The sequence below is a fragment of the Virgibacillus salexigens genome (assembly GCF_000723585.1).
Lineage (GTDB): Bacteria > Bacillota > Bacilli > Bacillales > Amphibacillaceae > Virgibacillus > Virgibacillus salexigens.
In genome coordinates, this window is sequence record NZ_CCDP010000001.1 from 1,546,512 (window position 1) to 1,563,031 (window position 16,520).

Sequence of the window (16,520 nt, forward strand, 5' to 3'; positions counted from 1 at the left end):
GAAAATACTCTTATGATTTATGAGATAAAGATGGCAGTAGTTTGAAATTTTGTCTTTAAGAGGTGTAGTATGTCCAAGGCTGATAAGATGCTCGCCATTTTATGGTTGTTAAAAACGAAAAAACAGATGACTGCTAAACAATTGGCGAATGAACTTGAAATCCATATTCGAAGTGTTTATCGCTATATTGATTCGTTGTGTGCCAGCGGCGTTCCAATTATAGCTGATTCCGGGCATAACGGTGGGTACCGTTTGCTTTATGACTTGACTAAAGCTCCACTTTTTTTTGGCATGGATGAACAGAAGGCACTTGTCCATGCATCCAAATTTGCAGAAGAGGCTGGCTACCCCTTCGGTGACGCATTAAATCGAGCGGTTTCCAAGCTGAAAAGATACACAAATCCGAATCAATCAGAGGAAATTGACCGTCACGAAAAGGGAATTGATGTGATTAGTCCTAAACCTGATTCTTCCTTGAATTCTTTTCTTCAGGAGTTGGAAATATCAGTGGCAGATGGCAAAATGCTCACTATAGTGTATCAAAAAGGATACCAAGCCTCCTTGCAGGAACGTCGGGTTGATCCATATGGATTGACGTATTGGAAGGGAAAATGGTATGTCATCGCCTATTGCCATTTACGCCGTAATATTCGCAGTTTTCGAGTGGATCGCATTCAATCCTTATCCATCACAGATATTATATTTAAAAAGCCAGAAAGTTTTTCAACTCGGCAGTTTTTCCTTCAAAATCTTTTACCTGATAGGGAAAATCAGAACCAACTACTGACGGTTTCCATTCAAGGTACTCCGCATGCCATTAATGATCTGTGTAATCATTGGTTATTTTGACACGCGATTGTGGAACGATCGAAAAATCGGGCTTATTTTAAACTTGATGAAAGTGCCATTTCGACTTATGTTCCTAATTTTTTGCTTACTTATGGAACAACGGTTGATGTTTTAGAACCTACTTTTTTAAAGGAAAAATTAGTTGATGCTGTTTCAAAATTACTTTATCATCACCAAAAATCTGAACTTGACTGACCGCAATTGTCAGTCCAGTTGTTTTATAGTAAGACAAGGTCGTCAGATAAGAGAATGAATGACGATCAAACAATCTTACTTTTTGGAAGGTGATGGAATTGAAACTACTGCAAATTAGACTTTTGGTCAAAGATTTTAGAAAAAGCGTTTCGTTTTACAAAAAACACCTTGAATTACCAATTAGCTTGTATGAGGAAGCCATGGAGTATGCTCTCTTTGACACGGGAGAAACCAAAATTGAACTTTTACCTCGAAACGTGATGGCTAGAGGAGTCGGTGAGGAAAATAAGCCTGTGGATGTGGAAACACAATCATCATTCTTATTTCAGTTTAAGGTGGAAAATGTCGATAAGGCTTACAAGCATCTTCGTGAAAAGGACATTACGTTTGTGAACGAGCCCCATGATCGTACAGAGTGGGGCGCTCGGATTGCTCATTTGTGTGATCCGGATGGAAACTTGATTGAAATCTATACAATGCTGGGGGGAGACGAATAATAAGTGTGTTTTAATTTTTCTTTCTGTGTACGTAATTGTCTAAATGGGGGGTGCTTTTATTGCAAAGTACGCTCTATCTGAATGATGCGAAACGTAATGCCGGAAAAGGGTAGAATGATGATTTATATTGCACTGTTGCGAGGTGTTAACGGAGGTGGAAGAAATAAAATCAAAATGGCCGAATTGAGGCGCGCTCTTGAAGCAATTGGCTTTAGCCAAGTTCAAACATATATTCAAAGCGGTAATATCTTGTTTGAATCGAATGAAAGGGAAGAATCGTTGCAGAAACAAACCGAGAAGAGAATTGAGGAAGAATTCGGCTTTTAGAGGACCGTAAATCGATATTTGAATAAAATAGAAATTAAAGTTGCTAAGGAAAAGCTTTTATTAATAAGATGGTTCAAAGTACTGAAACATTAGACGAAAGGGGATGTAGTAGGGGTAGGCGGCCGTACGAAAAATGGCCGCATATGTCTCAAGGTGTGTTTCTGTTGGTTTTCCTGCCGGTATAACTACTAGACTGCTTGGAGGCAATCACATTATAGAAAAAGGATTTTTTGCTTCCATATACAGGCAAATTTCATAAAAAAAAGTTGCTAGACTAACTGCCAAAGTGCAATAACGTATAATGCAAATTATCTCTAGGTTTTTCCATAATTGATGCGCTTCTTTTAGTAGTGGAACATACTCCGCCCCCTCTTTATATGCAGTTCGAAATAGACGAGTTCCTCCACCGGCAGCTGAGCGGTCATGCCCGATACCGAATTGTTCAAATCCGATAACCGAAGCTTCCTGATAATAAACGTGGGTGGCTTTTGAAAAAAGGTTATCCAGATGATAAGGCTGAGGTAGATGTAAACGGACAAAAGATTATTCCAAGGAAAGTACTAGCTGAAATGATTAAAAAAAATAGTAAACAACAAAATCAGAATCAAAAGCATGAGTCTATATTAGAGGGTGGTCGGGAATCGTTTATCCACAAAAAGGAAACCTATAAAACAGTATTAGGGTCTTTAAAGTTAAAAAATTATTCTTTTTATATGGTATCAATTTTTCTAAGAGTGAATAAATCACTCTTGCTACATGTCTTGTTAAAATCAATTGAACTAAAACAGGACAAAGCGAAATGACTCGACAATATATGGTGGGGAATGGATATGTTTTGTCCAAAGTTCATGTTACCCCCGTAATAGTGTTCTTGTGCCCGGTCAGCTTGATAAAGTATGAATTAGTTTGAAGACTAATAATAGCAAAAACGCATAACATAAACGTTTTGATTAGATAAAACATGAGTTGAAAGTCAAAAATATTCAAATTCGAAATGGAAGGTTCCATCGATTAAAACAGACAAAACCCTTGTCACAGCAATGTTTGTGGCAAGGGTTTTAGTTTGTGATTTATACCTAATGTGTATCTAATCATGATGCAAGGTGTTTACTTCATTTTCACTTGAATATCTTTTACTAATCGGTAGTTGATTACTAACATACCTGCACTTAACAGCAGTAAGATGATTATAGAAGTGAATATAGACAGTGAAAGTCCTTCAAAATGAACACCATACACGGTCACCGTTTCTCCGTTGATAACATTTTCTAGCATCACTAAGACAAAGCCAAAAAAACTTGCGAATATGCCTTTCCACCAGTTATATCGATAGAAAACATGGCCGATAAACCAACCAATGATATAGTAAAGCCATGAAGTTATTATAAATAATAGAAAGTAGCTGATCCAATATCCGAAACTGTGGAATTGTAAATGTTCTGGATAATGAATACCAAATAGTGATAGGACGATTCCTTCTATTACAGGAAGAAGCATACTAATGACCCCAATGGTTATAGTGATCATGAGCGAAGCGATAGCCCCGCCTATAAAATAGGTTCTCCGTGTAAGTCCATGTTCCGTATAATATCGAAGAAACGTGAATACCATCATGATCCCAACAACGAGCATAAAAATAGGGCTAGATTCATTCATAAAATACATAAAGTGATCTATCGCTGGTTCTACTTCACCAAAATAATCTCCAATCCAATGCAAAACACGAAGGATGATAATAATAGCAAATAACCAAATTGACCATTTCAACCATTCTTTATAGAGCTCCCTAATAACAGTTTTATTTAAATGCTGACGCATCATGCTTCCTCCTTTGTGAGATATGTGAATAAATGTTGCAAGGAGATCGGAGAAACTTCAAGATCTTTTAATTTAGCACGTCTCCAGTCTTCCTCCTTGAATTCCCCATAAATTGTTGTAGCCTTGGTACCACCTAGCTTTTCCTCATGCAAAATATGTTTGTTTGCAGTAAATTCATCGACGATCTCGTTAGCTCCAATAAGTTTTACTCCTCGATTCGTGAAGGTTTCAAAATCTTCATCGGCTACTAGTTTGCCATGATGTAGAATGAGAATATGATCAAATAGATGCTCCATTTCAGAGACCAAATGGGTGGAAAGAATAAACATTCTATCGTTTCTTTCATGTTCTTTTAATAGTTCCTGATAAAACATTTCTCTTGTCGGTGCATCAAGCCCTAAATATACCTCATCAAAAATGGTAACTGGTGTGCGATTTGCAAGCCCAAGCATAATGTGGAAAGCAGCAACCATTCCCTTTGAAAATTTACTGAGTGGCTTGTTTACATCAATTTTGAATTTGGAAATTAATTGATCTGCATAAGTTTCATCAAAGTGTGGTCGGTGTAATTTAACTGATTCGAGGTATTTATTTGCATTTTCAATTGCTTCATCTTTATAAACACGGTCGTAACCAAAGTGAATATTTTTCATATGATTAGGGTGTTCAAACAGCCCATTACCATCAAAGGTAATGGTACCTAATGTAGGAAGGCGATAAGAAGCAACTAATGATAACAATGATGTTTTTCCAGCTCCATTTCTTCCGATTAGGCCGTAGATTTTTCCAGATTCCAATACAGTTGTAACATCATTAAGACTTTGTTGTTTTCCATAAGTTAAAGAGATATTTTTTAGTTCAAGTTTATGCGTCATTATGGATTTCCTCCTTTGTTTTCTTGATTAAATCAAATAGTTCTTCTTCTGAAAGTTTCAGTTTTTCAGCTTCTAGGATCATATTTATTAAATAGACAGAAGCAAAATTTTCCTTTCTTTTTTGGAGCAATTTCTGTTGTGCTCCTTTTGCGACAAACATACCAATTCCTCGTTTTTTATAAAGGATCCCTGCTTCGACTAATTGATTCATACCTTTTGCAACAGTAACGTGATTCACTTTATAGAAATTTACGAGTTGCGTTGTGGAAGGTGCCTGTTCTCCTTCTTTGAGAGACCCTCGAACTATTTGATCCTCTACTTTTTCTCGAATTTGTATAAATATTGGTTTTTCCGATTGAAAATGTTGAGCCATATCATCAACGCCTTTATTGTTTGTTATATGGTTATATAGTAAGCTATATAACCATATAAATGCAAGTGTGAATTTATAATAATTTAACGTTCGTTTGTTTCTCTAATAAATTATGTTTTTGCCAAAAGCTCTAAGGTTTAACTTTTATACTGTATAGATCAATATTGTTTTGTGTTGACGTTAACAAATGTTGTAGAAACAGCAATGGTATAAAAGGGTAAACGTACAAGCAGTGTAAATAACAGCACGTGAAAAAATTAGTTTTTTAAGCTAGATTACGAAGGAGGGAGGTTACGGTGTGATTTCTATCTGCAGACGAAGGGAGTTAATGGAAAGTAAACGGCTTGTTGAACGTAGTAATGCGATTGTATAATAGGAGTATAGTTATTTTGAAGTAGCTCTCATCTTGAACGTTTAAAAATTATCGTCCGTGCATACAATTGTTTGAGATTCCATTTCTATGTGTTGATTTGGTCGAGCGCTCCTATGATCGTGAAAAATAATGAAGTAAGGTGATTACCATTAAAAATATAAAAAGTATGTTGTTTTTTCTACTTGGGTGTATATCACTGGGGATAGGAATTGGTGGGATTATACTCCCTGTTTTGCCTGGAGGCCCTTTTTTTCTATTTGCGGCTTTTTGTTTTGGCAAAAGTTCTAAACGTTTGGATAATTGGTTTAAACAGACCGCTTTCTATAAGAAATACGTTGTCCGATTCAAAGAGAAAAAAGGGATGTCTCGGAAAGAAAAAATTCGAATTAATCTCATAGCAGATGCATTTATCTTGTTTTCAATTTGGTATATGGACATCCTTTTCATTCAGGTTCTATTAGCGCTTCTGGCCATCTATAAGCATTACTATTTTATTTATAAAATGAAGACGATTAAACCTGAAAAAGAGAATGCAAACAATTATGTTTCTGAATAGAGGAAAGGTATTAATTAAAGGATAAATAGTTAAGACTGATAGATTTACTAGAGCGTTGCAGCAGGGATAACCAGTCGTTGAAATGAATTTCTCTAGTAAATTTCATTCTTTTAGTATAATTATATTTAAATTCATCCATACTATAAGTGAAAAGAGGGGACATGCCCCTCTTCAAAGTAGTGCCCATAATTGTTTGATGAGTAGGATTGTCATAATTATGGGCCAGGTCTTTATAAATATAATATTCTCTTTAACTTGAATATAGATCATTCACATCCCTCCTTTCCCTCCTTTTGTATTTATTATCTCCAGAAATGAGTTGTTTGATTCGGAGGAGAAAGAAGTTCTGTATGGAAAAAAATCGTTATTTAGTTAAAAACCTTGTAATGATAGCACTGGACCTATGTATGGTTAAGTGCTATTTTTATTAAGAAAATTTTTTTGAGGTTCAAGGTTTTAAAAAGTCTCATGTTATAATTGGTTTTCCTATGTGTAAATGTTTATTAAAAGCTAAGGCATACATGTGGGAAATGTTAAAAATCAATGCTAGTATTAAATGAAGAACGTATTTTGATGTAGATGGAAGGGATAGATATTGGTCTTTGTTGTTTGTTTAGTTATAGGGATTATAACAGCATTTGTAGGAGGTTTAATGGGATTAGGCGGGGGGATTGTACTTATACCTAGTTTGCTGTTCCTGAATCAAGCCTCAGATGCTTTTGCCTGGGCAACACCACAAGCAATCGTAGGTATTTCTTTAGTATCAATGGTATTTACAGCAATGTCTTCGACAGTATCTTATTATAAACGTGGTCGTGTTGATGTTCGAACAGGGATCTTATTTTTAACTGGAAGTATACCTGGCGGGATACTCGGATCGTGGTTAAATCAATTTGTAGAAGCTGATGAATTTCTTTTATATTTTGGTTGCATTACCATTGTCATATCTCTTCTTTTTTTTATAAAACGGAAAGAACCATCTATTCACATGAATAGTGAATTAAAAGGTGTACGAACGTTTCATCTTAATGGAACTACTTATCACTATACCGTTTCAAAATGGATAGCCTTTGGTTTATCTTTAGCCGTTGGTATATTATCTGGGTTGTTTGGTATAGGCGGCGGTTCTATTATGGTTCCAGCTATGATTTTATTATTTGGTTTCCCAGCTCACATTGCTACAGCTACATCGATGTTTATGATATTTTTTATTAGCTTAATTGGAGCGGCAACTCATATTGCCCTCGGCCATATCGAGTGGGAGTATCTTCTCTTTTTTATACCAGGTGCATGGGTTGGTGGGAAACTTGGTGCTTGGGTTAATCAACGATTAACAGGAAAGGTGCTTGAATGGATCTTGCGGATTTTATTAATTATAATAGGAATTCGAATGATTTCTCAAGGGCTGTCGTAAGGAGCATAACAAAATGGAAGAGAAAATTTATTTTTATTATACAAATGATTTACATAGCAACTTTAATAACTGGTCTCGTGTTACAAGTTATTTAAAGGATGCAAAAAAACGTTGTGAAGCAATGGGGAATTCGAGTTGGAGAATTGACATTGGAGATCATGTGGATCGTATGCATCCTATTGCAGATGCCTTCAAGGGGAAGGCAAATGTCGAATTAATGAATGAAGCTGATTATGATGTAATTACCTTAGGAAATAACGAGGGGATAACCCTATCACATGATGAATTGTTTCAGCTTTACGATCATGCTCAATTTGATGTCGTTTGTGGTAATTTACATAGTATGGATCAGGTGGAGCCGGACTGGTTGAAGCCTAGCGTAGTACTAGAAACTGTTCATGATGTAACCATTGGTGTAGTTGGGCTCACGGCACCATTTAATGCTTTTTATGAACTATTGGATTGGCACGTCTCTCCACCATATGAACAATTAGAGAAAATCATAGATGATATTAGGGGAAAAGTAGATATTATTATCTTATTGTCTCATTTAGGCTTCAGTGAAGATCAAGAAATTGCTGATAGATTTACAGAAATTGACGTGATTATTGGTGGCCATACGCACCACCTGTTACGAACAGGAGAATATATAAATGATACATTAATTACAGCAGCAGGAAAGCATTGTAATTATGTTGGTGAAGTTATATTAACTTGGGATCATCAAACACAAAAACTCGTAAATAAAGAAGCTTATACTACAAATATTTCACACTTACCGCAAGATAACCAAACGGAAGACAAGGTTACCCAGCTTTTAGAGCAAGCAACCGTTCATTTAGCCGAACCAGTGGTAAACTTAACCGAACCGCTAGCAGTTAATTGGTGGGAAGAAACACCGATTATTAAGGCTTTGGCAGATTCAATAAAATTGCAGACAAACGCCGATTGTTCTATGCTCAATGCCGGTGTATTGTTAGAGGGCCTTCCTGAAGGGGAGGTAACATATGGAGATATTCATCGAATCTGCCCACATCCAATTAATACATGTGTTGTTGAATTGACCGGTAATGAATTATTAGAAGTTATTCGTACTTCACAAACAGAAGACTTTATGAATTTTCAACTGAAAGGCTTTGGTTTTCGTGGAAAAGTTTTAGGGAAAATGACATTCTCTGGAATAGAACTCGCTACCGAAGAATTAACGAATGGAGATATTTTTATAAGGCAAGCGTTCCTTGATGGACAATCAGCCTTAGAGGCTAATCAAACGTATAGAGTAGCCACTGCAGATACCTTTACATTTGGTAGATTGTTGCCAGAAGTAGCTAAATCGGAAGTAAAACAATATTATTTACCCGCATTTTTAAGAGACATACTAGCGGAAACATTGCAACAATTTGTTAACGAAGGGTAGTGACGCCATGGCCTCCTTTTGCATATAGATATGGTGACTAGGATGAAGGGGAGGCCGTTTACACTTATGATTACAGTAAATCCATTAGAAGTAGAGGATGGTATGTTCTTTACAGCTATTTGTGTTGAGTTGCCTAAGACGAATTTATTAATTATCTCGAATGAAATTGGTTACATTATGTGTGCTGCATTAGATGTGGATTTGTTAAGTGAAAAATTGGCAGATCGAGAAGTTATTGCAGGTCGTGCAGTAGGTGTTCGTACGATTGATGATTTACTACATGCACCACTAGAGAAGGTAACTCATTCTGCAAAGGAACAATATGGTTGGGAAGAAGGTATGATTGGCAAGGATGCCTTAATACGAATATCTTAAGTTAGTGTCTCCTAAGAGGGAGGCATTTTATTTATGTAGATTTTAAATTCTAACTAACTTGAAACAAGCATAAGTTTGTTTCAAGGGGGTTTTCGTATGGGTAGACGACCAAGATTTAAACTGCGAACAACATCTCCAGTAAAGGTTGTTTTTTTAATGACGACAATTGCTTTTGTAATCTTGACCTCCCTTAGTATCATCATCGTGGATAAAGGGATAACCCCGCCTTTAATGGAGATAGCAAATCAAAAAACACAAGAGTTTGCGACACGGACAATCAATGAAGCAGTTAAATCAACGGAAAATATTAGCTTCGATGATTTAATGGAAGTAACGACAAAGGATAATGGCAGTCCAGCAATTGTTGGCTGGAAATCATCTGCTGTCAATCGCGCCTTACGAACAGCTACAAAACGAGCAGAATACTTCTTATATGGAATGAATAAAGGTGAAACGCTGAACACAGATGATCCGGATATGGAGCCGCAGGACTATGGGGATACAGCCAATGATTTAGCTGATAAAGATCCTACTGTGGTAGAGATTCCGATTGGGCAAGCTACAGGAAGTACAATATTATCTAATTTAGGTCCAAAAGTTCCTGTCCATTTTGAAATTGTCGGTAGTATTCAATCAGATGTAGAGTATGAGGTAAAGAAATTTGGGATAAACGCAGTATTAATTGAGATTTATATCCCAGTCACTGTCAATGCACAAATTGTTGTTCCATTTACGACTGAACCATCGGAGATAAGTACTAGGGTCTATGTTGACTCTCGAGTATTAATGGGAGATGTCCCTGACTTTTATGGGGGTGACGAGGGTGGACCAAATATCTCAGTACCAAAAGATGACTTGAATAATAATTAAAACCTTGCTATACTTAATATAATAATTTGAATAATAAACCTTATCAGATCGGTGAGGTAGAGGTGCAATAGATATGAGTACTCAGTCGGAGGATGACAACTAGGATGATGGAGGAAAGGATTTACTGCCGAAGTACAATAGGTGTCAGGCTTATTGTTACTGGTATGCTTTTGAATAAGAAGTATACTGTCATGCAAAGAAGTCGCATGGAGAACTACTGATCGAAATGGAGGATAACGTATATTGTAAAGGCAATGGTAGGTTATTTTCTATCATTGTCTTTTTTTCTGTCTACAAAAGCTACCTTTCTAACGGACACCCCCTACAGTTACTTATCCCATTTTCTTGAACAGTATGTTTTCTTTCCTTTTGTAAACAATCTTATATGGAGGTAACAGCAATGGAAGGAACCATTTTTTCACTTATCCCAGCAGTATTAATGCTGGTACTTGTACTATTAACGAGAAATGTTTTACTGTCTCTAGGGACAGGAATTGTAGTAGGAGCGTTACTCATTCATGATTTTGCAATTTGGGATTCGCTAAAAGAAATAGGAAATAATTTATATACTATTTTTGTTACAGACGGGGCTCCAAATACTGGTAATCTACTGTTATTAGGATTTCTCCTTTTACTTGGAATGATGACTGCTTTTCTACAAGCCTCAGGAGGAAGCCGTGCTTTTGGAGAGTGGATGATTAAACGAGTGAAGACGCGTGTTGGTGCACAAGCGATGAGTGCAGTGCTAGGTATTATCATTTTCATTGATGATTATTTTAACAGTTTAGCAGTAGGACAAATAGCTCGTCCGTTAACAGACCGACATCGAATTTCTCGAGCAAAGCTTGCTTACATTATCGATTCAACTTCAGCACCGGTAACTGTTATTTCACCAATTTCTAGTTGGGGAGCATATATCATCGGTATTATTGGTGGATTACTTGCAGCAAATGGTATCACATCAATGGAACCATTAGAAGCATTTATTAAAATGATACCTTTTAATTTATACGCTTTGGGAGCTATTTTACTTGTGTTTCTTGTAGCCTATCTCAAGATGGATATTGGCCCAATGAGGAAACATGAAAAAAGGGCGGTTAAAACTGGAGCATTAATAGATCCAGAACAAGATAATGTACCAGGAGATTTAAGTGATACATTTGAAGCTCATCAATCTGGGAAAATATATCATTTGCTTGTTCCAATTGGAGTACTTATTGCAGCCACGATCATTTCAATGCTAATAACTGGAGCAAATGCTAGTGAAGGTGACATAAGTATATTAACTATTTTTGCAAATACAAACGTAAACCTTTCTCTATTTATTGGTGGGCTTACAGCAGTATTAACTGCCTATATCTTCCATGCAGTACAAGGGAAACCAAAAAATAATGCAGAAAAAATTATCGTTGAAGGTATAAAGACGATGCTGCCAGCAATTTATATTCTTTTATTGGCTTGGATGATTGGGTCGATTATCGGAACATTAAAAACTGGAGAATACTTGGCACAAATTGTGAATAATTCATCCATTAGCCCTTCACTATTGCCATTCTTATTTTTTATTATTGCAGGCTTTATGGCATTAGCAACAGGAACGTCATGGGGAACATTTGGAATTATGCTGCCAATAGCAGCAGAAGTGACTGTGATTACAGATATAGATATGTTATTACCTTCCATGGCAGCCGTACTTGCAGGTTCTGTATTTGGCGATCATTGTACACCAATATCTGATACGACAATTTTATCCTCTACTGGTGCCGGCTCCAATCATATAGATCATGTGCTTACACAGTTGCCATATGCTATTTTAGCAGCAGTTTCGGCTGCAGTAGGATATTTATTAATTGGGTTTACCAACCAAGTGATCCTGCCGTTATTAGTAACAATTGCTATCATTACAGCCTTTGCTGTACTTATTCATTTCCTGAAAAATACAAAATCAAGTAAACATTAATCGTACATCCATCCTTTTCTTCAAGAGGATGGATGTTTTTGTCAAGATCAATATCGGTCAATTGGCAATATCTTGAATTTTAAATAATTTCTTTGACATAGGCGAAAAGTACCGTTATAATACAAGCATAAATATCAGAAAAAAACAAACTTTTAAAACATTCCTTTAAACTATGAACATATAAATAGTTTAAAAAGGGGAAAAGGGGGAAGTCTTCGTATGGATACTCGTTCACAGTGGGGAACAAGAGCAGGGTTTATTATGGCTGCTGTTGGGTCAGCAATCGGTTTAGGTAATATTTGGCGCTTTCCTGCGGTTGCCTATGAGAATGGTGGAGGAGCATTTATCATTCCATATTTATTTGCATTATTAACCGCTGGAATTCCTATACTTATTATGGAGTTCACACTAGGTCATAAATACCGTGGATCTGCACCATTATCCTATAAGCGATTAAATAAAAAAACCGAATTCGTTGGTTGGTGGGCTGTTTTAGTAGCCTTCGTAATATCTACCTATTACTCTGTTATTATTGCCTGGGCAATATCTTATTCCGTTTTTTCCTTTAATTTAAGCTGGGGATCAGACACCGAAGGATTTTTAATGAATGACTTTTTAAATCGAACGGTAGACCCAGGTCAAGCAGGAAGTCTTGTGCCAGGAGTACTAATACCGCTTATTATTGTGTGGATTGTGGTATTGGGTATTTTATTCAAAGGTGTAAAGAGAGGAATAGAAGTAGCCAATCGGATATTTATCCCTGCATTAGTAATTATTTTCCTTATTATTGTTATTCGAGCCGTAACTTTAGACGGTGCTTTGGCTGGATTGGAAGCCTTCTTTTCACCAGATTTTAGTAAGATTTGGTCTGGGGAAGTATGGGTAGCAGCATACGGTCAAATATTTTTCAGTCTCTCGATTGCATTTGCGATTATGATTACTTATTCAAGCTATTTACCTAAGAAATCAGATATTACAAATAATGCATTTATCACTGGATTTGGTAATTCAAGCTTTGAGTTACTTGCTGGTATAGGGGTATTCTCTGTACTAGGCTTTATGGCAACACAATCTGGGGTGGGGGTAGATGAGGTTGTTTCCGGTGGAGTGGGATTAGCATTTGTCGTATTCCCAGCTATTATTAATGAATTTCCTGGACTAAATGGATTATTTGGATTCTTATTTTTTGCATCGTTGGTTTTAGCCGGCCTAACGTCGTTAATGTCAATCACAGAGACGTATATCGCAGGTTTAGTTGATAAATTTAAAATCTCTAGAACGAAAGCAGTATTATTCGGTGGTGGAACAGCTGCCATTATTTCCTTACTATTTGCTACGCAAGGTGGGTTATACTTCCTAGATGCAGCAGATTATTTTATTAATCAATTTGGCGTGGCATTAGTTGGATTAGTAGAAGTTGTGCTTATTGCATGGATACTCCGTGAAGTGAAGAATATCAAAGCACATGCAGACGAAGTCTCCGATATTCGTTTAGGCTGGTGGTGGACTTTAAGTCTAAATGTTATTACACCCATTGTTTTAGGATATATGATGTTTGATTTATTCCGTCAAAATTTGATGAAGCAATTTGATACTCCAACAGGCAACTATGAAGGTTATCCAGATGTGTTTATTCTATATGGTGGTTGGGCTGTTGCAGCAGCTGCATTGATAATTGGTGTCATTATGTCCCTGACGAAATGGAAGCAAAATGGAACCCAAGCGAATCAACAGTCAGATAAAAGGGAGGCCAAATAATATGAGTGGTAGTGCCATCTTACTTATGATTCTTTCAGTTTTAATTATTTGGGGAGGTTTAGCTGCTAGTATTACCTATGCGGTTAAAAAATCGAAGCAATAGATTAAACATAAAGGCTGTACTGAACTTGAGCAAAATCAGTACAGTCTTTTTTTAGGTTGGGAATAGGTATTGCCAATCGTCATTATTTTGTTATAATATACATAAGATTCAGAACATACTATTCGGTAGGTATGTTATTTTATATATGAGGATGGGAGGAAAGAAAATGGAATTTTCGTATTCTGATAAGGTACTAAATTTACAAACCAAGCTACATCAGTTTATGGAAGAGTTTATTTACCCGAATGAGCAAGTATACAAGGAACAACTTAAATCCCAAGCAAACCGTTGGTCTCGTATCCCGCCAATCCTGGAAGAGTTAAAAGAAAGGGCGAAGGAAAGGGGATTATGGAACTTATTTCTACCTAATAGTGATGTTGGTGGGGGATTAACCAACCTAGAATATGCTCCTCTATGTGAGATTATGGGAAGGTCCTCGATCGCACCCGAGGTATTTAATTGCAGTGCTCCAGATACTGGAAATATGGAAGTACTTGAACGTTATGGATCCCCAGCTCAAAAAGAAGAATGGTTACAACCATTATTAGAAGGGAAAATACGATCTTGTTTTTCTATGACGGAGCCAGATGCTGCCTCAAGTGATGCAACGAACATTGGTACGAGTATTAAAAAAGAAGGAAATGAGTATGTTATCAATGGTCGAAAATGGTGGTCGTCAGGTGCTGGAGATCCTCGTTGCCAAATTGCTATTGTTATGGGGAAATCGAATCCGACAGCTCGAAAACATGAACAACAATCAATGATCCTTGTACCTTTAAATACAGAAGGTGTGAAAGTTGAACGGTTGCTTCCTGTATTTGGTTATGATGATGCACCGCATGGCCATGCTGAAATCACCTATGATAATGTGAGAGTTCCTGAAGCAAATATGATATGGGGAGAGGGAAAAGGATTTGCTATTGCTCAAGGGCGATTAGGACCAGGAAGAATTCATCATTGTATGCGATTAATTGGTTTAGCAGAGCGTTCACTAGAACAATTATGTAAGCGTATTCAAGAGCGTGAAACCTTTGGAAAAAAATTAGCAGAGCAGGGCGTTATTCAAGAATGGGTGGCTAATTCACGCATTGAGATAGAACAATCCAGGCTATTAACGTTGAAAGCAGCTTATATGATGGATACGGTAGGAAATAAAGATGCAAAAGCTGAGATTGCAATGATTAAAGTTGTAGCACCTAATATGGCTTTACAGGTGATTGATCGAGCTATCCAGGCATTTGGTGCTGCCGGAGTGAGTGATGATTTCCACTTAGCCGCTGGATGGGCAAATGCACGTACACTTAGATTAGCAGATGGGCCAGATGAAGTTCATCGGCGTCAGATAGCTAAATTAGAAATGAGAAAATATAAACAAAAGGTGGAGTTGTCATGAGTGTTACTGAATTATTCAATCTTGCAGGGAAAACAGCGATTATTACCGGAGGAGGGCGTGGACTTGGTGCACATATTGCCGAGGCTTATGCAGAAAGTGGAGCAAATGTCATCTTATGTTCTCGAAAGATAGATGCTTGTAAGGAAAAAAGTGAAGAACTTATGCAACGCTTTGACATCGATGCACTAGCATTTGAATGCGATATTTCTAAACAAGAAGATGTTAAAAAAGTTGTAGAGGCAACAGTAGAACACTTTGGAAGGATTGATATTTTAGTGAATAATAGTGGGGCAACGTGGGGCGCTCCAGTTATTGAAATGCCATTTGAGGCATGGGAAAAGGTGATAAATGTAAATATAACAGGCACCTATTTGATGAGCTTGGAAGTAGGAAAAATCATGATTCAACAAAAACAAGGGAAAATTATAAATCTTGCGTCGGTTGCAGGTTTTGGTGGGTCTGACCCAACTGTTATGAATACCATTGGCTATAATACAAGTAAAGGGGCTGTGATGACTTTTACAAAGGATTTAGCTGTTAAATGGGGTGAATATAATATTAAGGTAAATGCAATTGCGCCTGGATTTTTTCCAACGAAAATGTCCAAAGGTTTGTTAGATAAAGGAGGAGACAAAATTTTGGCAGGTACCCCGTTGAATCGTTTTGGTAAAGATGAAGATATTAAAGGAGCTGCACTGTTTTTGGCCTCACGGGCATCTGACTTTGTAACAGGTGATATATTGCGAGTAGATGGTGGATCGAGTGCTTATGCTTAAGCGAAACGAGAAGGGATATATGTGAAAGAAAAATTAATTGAACAAAGCATATTATTGTTTGAAAAACAAGGGTTTAATGCAACATCTATTCAAGATATTGTGAAAAAGTTAAATGTTACAAAAGGAACGTTCTATTATTACTTCACAAGTAAAGAGCAGCTGCTAATGGAAATTCACGATGACTACATTACGAATCTACTAGATCGTCAATTAAAAATTATTAGTAGGTCATCGCTGTCCCAAAAAGAAAAGCTGATTGAGATTATTCGGTTATTAATTATAGATATTCAAGATCATGGGTCTAGCGCAAGAGTTTTCTTCCGTGAATTACGACATTTATCTGAGGGCAATGTAGCAGCAATTAAAAAGGTTCGCAGGGAATTTCTTGAAAATGTAAAGAATGTAGTGCAAGAAGGTATAAATCAAGGGGAATTCACAAATACACTTCGGGGAGATATGGTCGCATTTGGTGTTGTTGGCATTACCAATTGGAGTTATAACTGGTTTAATCCAGATGGGGATGTTACCCCAGAAGAATTAGCTAGAATATATTATCAAATGATTTTACATGGTATTTTAAACGAATGATTA

The 16,520-nt window shown here is 36.8% G+C and carries 16 protein-coding genes, 2 pseudogenes and 1 riboswitch; of the genes and pseudogenes, 15 read left to right on the top strand and 3 right to left on the bottom strand.

Annotated elements, in window-relative coordinates:
- Positions 1 to 69 precede the first annotated feature (69 nt).
- The 4 genes and pseudogenes from BN990_RS06990 to BN990_RS23470 form a co-directional block, all read left to right on the top strand.
- Positions 70 to 1,044, top strand: a pseudogene (locus tag BN990_RS06990) (helix-turn-helix transcriptional regulator).
- A 98-nt stretch (positions 1,045 to 1,142) separates the two neighbouring features.
- Positions 1,143 to 1,541, top strand: coding sequence for a VOC family protein (locus BN990_RS06995; protein WP_038243110.1), 399 nt, complete (start codon positions 1,143 to 1,145; stop codon positions 1,539 to 1,541).
- Between the two features lie 81 nt (positions 1,542 to 1,622).
- Positions 1,623 to 1,868, top strand: a complete 246-nt coding sequence (locus BN990_RS07000; protein WP_051739043.1) for a DUF1697 domain-containing protein — start codon at positions 1,623 to 1,625, stop codon at positions 1,866 to 1,868.
- Positions 1,869 to 2,335: 467 nt separating this feature from the next.
- Positions 2,336 to 2,548, top strand: a pseudogene (locus BN990_RS23470) (hypothetical protein); the annotation flags it as partial.
- Positions 2,549 to 2,975: 427 nt separating this feature from the next.
- Here the strand turns inward: BN990_RS23470 and BN990_RS07010 are convergent.
- Genes BN990_RS07010 through BN990_RS07020 form a run of 3 tightly spaced genes read right to left on the bottom strand, consistent with a single transcriptional unit; the run spans position 2,976 to position 4,934 of the window.
- The gene (locus BN990_RS07010) at positions 2,976 to 3,686 is read right to left on the bottom strand and encodes a hypothetical protein (RefSeq protein ID WP_038243118.1); all 711 of its coding nucleotides are present in this window, start codon (positions 3,684 to 3,686) and stop codon (positions 2,976 to 2,978) included.
- Positions 3,686 to 4,561, bottom strand: coding sequence for an ATP-binding cassette domain-containing protein (locus tag BN990_RS07015; protein WP_038243121.1), 876 nt, complete (start codon positions 4,559 to 4,561; stop codon positions 3,686 to 3,688). Before BN990_RS07015 ends, BN990_RS07010 begins: the two co-directional genes overlap by 1 nt.
- Positions 4,551 to 4,934, bottom strand: coding sequence for a GntR family transcriptional regulator (locus tag BN990_RS07020; protein ID WP_021288948.1), 384 nt, complete (start codon positions 4,932 to 4,934; stop codon positions 4,551 to 4,553). The genes BN990_RS07015 and BN990_RS07020 overlap by 11 nt, the downstream gene beginning before the upstream one ends.
- A 539-nt stretch (positions 4,935 to 5,473) precedes the next feature.
- Here BN990_RS07020 and BN990_RS07025 point away from each other — a divergent pair.
- The 11 genes from BN990_RS07025 (at position 5,474) to BN990_RS07070 (ending at position 16,517) form a co-directional block, all read left to right on the top strand.
- The gene (locus tag BN990_RS07025) at positions 5,474 to 5,863 is read left to right on the top strand and encodes a YbaN family protein (RefSeq protein ID WP_038243133.1); all 390 of its coding nucleotides are present in this window, start codon (positions 5,474 to 5,476) and stop codon (positions 5,861 to 5,863) included.
- A 595-nt stretch (positions 5,864 to 6,458) separates the two neighbouring features.
- Positions 6,459 to 7,277 (top strand): sulfite exporter TauE/SafE family protein, encoded by an 819-nt coding sequence (locus tag BN990_RS07030; RefSeq protein WP_038243136.1) that lies wholly within the window; start codon positions 6,459 to 6,461, stop codon positions 7,275 to 7,277.
- Between the two features lie 13 nt (positions 7,278 to 7,290).
- Positions 7,291 to 8,694 (top strand): bifunctional metallophosphatase/5'-nucleotidase, encoded by a 1,404-nt coding sequence (locus tag BN990_RS07035; RefSeq protein ID WP_038243139.1) that lies wholly within the window; start codon positions 7,291 to 7,293, stop codon positions 8,692 to 8,694.
- Between the two features lie 66 nt (positions 8,695 to 8,760).
- The gene (locus tag BN990_RS07040; RefSeq protein WP_021288943.1) at positions 8,761 to 9,069 is read left to right on the top strand and encodes a YunC family protein; all 309 of its coding nucleotides are present in this window, start codon (positions 8,761 to 8,763) and stop codon (positions 9,067 to 9,069) included.
- A gap of 96 nt (positions 9,070 to 9,165) precedes the next feature.
- Positions 9,166 to 9,939 (top strand): sporulation protein YunB, encoded by a 774-nt coding sequence (yunB, locus tag BN990_RS07045; RefSeq protein WP_038243142.1) that lies wholly within the window; start codon positions 9,166 to 9,168, stop codon positions 9,937 to 9,939.
- A 49-nt stretch (positions 9,940 to 9,988) separates the two neighbouring features.
- Positions 9,989 to 10,164, top strand: a riboswitch (Lysine riboswitch).
- Between the two features lie 175 nt (positions 10,165 to 10,339).
- A complete protein-coding gene (locus tag BN990_RS07050) occupies positions 10,340 to 11,899 on the top strand; it encodes a Na+/H+ antiporter NhaC family protein (RefSeq protein ID WP_038243145.1) in 1,560 nt (519 codons plus the stop codon).
- 219 nt (positions 11,900 to 12,118) lie between these two features.
- Positions 12,119 to 13,657: a sodium-dependent transporter gene (locus tag BN990_RS07055; RefSeq protein WP_021288940.1), complete on the top strand. Its 1,539-nt coding sequence runs from the start codon at positions 12,119 to 12,121 to the stop codon at positions 13,655 to 13,657.
- Between the two features lies 1 nt (position 13,658).
- Entirely contained in the window at positions 13,659 to 13,760 is a 102-nt protein-coding gene (locus tag BN990_RS22355; RefSeq protein WP_074436642.1) for a methionine/alanine import family NSS transporter small subunit, read from the top strand.
- A 166-nt stretch (positions 13,761 to 13,926) separates the two neighbouring features.
- Positions 13,927 to 15,153 carry an acyl-CoA dehydrogenase family protein gene (locus BN990_RS07060; RefSeq protein ID WP_038243148.1) on the top strand — a complete coding sequence of 409 codons (1,227 nt, stop codon included), beginning with the start codon at positions 13,927 to 13,929 and terminating at the stop codon, positions 15,151 to 15,153.
- Positions 15,150 to 15,929: an SDR family oxidoreductase gene (locus tag BN990_RS07065; protein WP_038243151.1), complete on the top strand. Its 780-nt coding sequence runs from the start codon at positions 15,150 to 15,152 to the stop codon at positions 15,927 to 15,929. Before BN990_RS07060 ends, BN990_RS07065 begins: the two co-directional genes overlap by 4 nt.
- A gap of 21 nt (positions 15,930 to 15,950) precedes the next feature.
- The gene (locus BN990_RS07070) at positions 15,951 to 16,517 is read left to right on the top strand and encodes a TetR/AcrR family transcriptional regulator (protein WP_021288936.1); all 567 of its coding nucleotides are present in this window, start codon (positions 15,951 to 15,953) and stop codon (positions 16,515 to 16,517) included.
- The last annotated feature ends 3 nt before the right edge of the window (positions 16,518 to 16,520 follow it).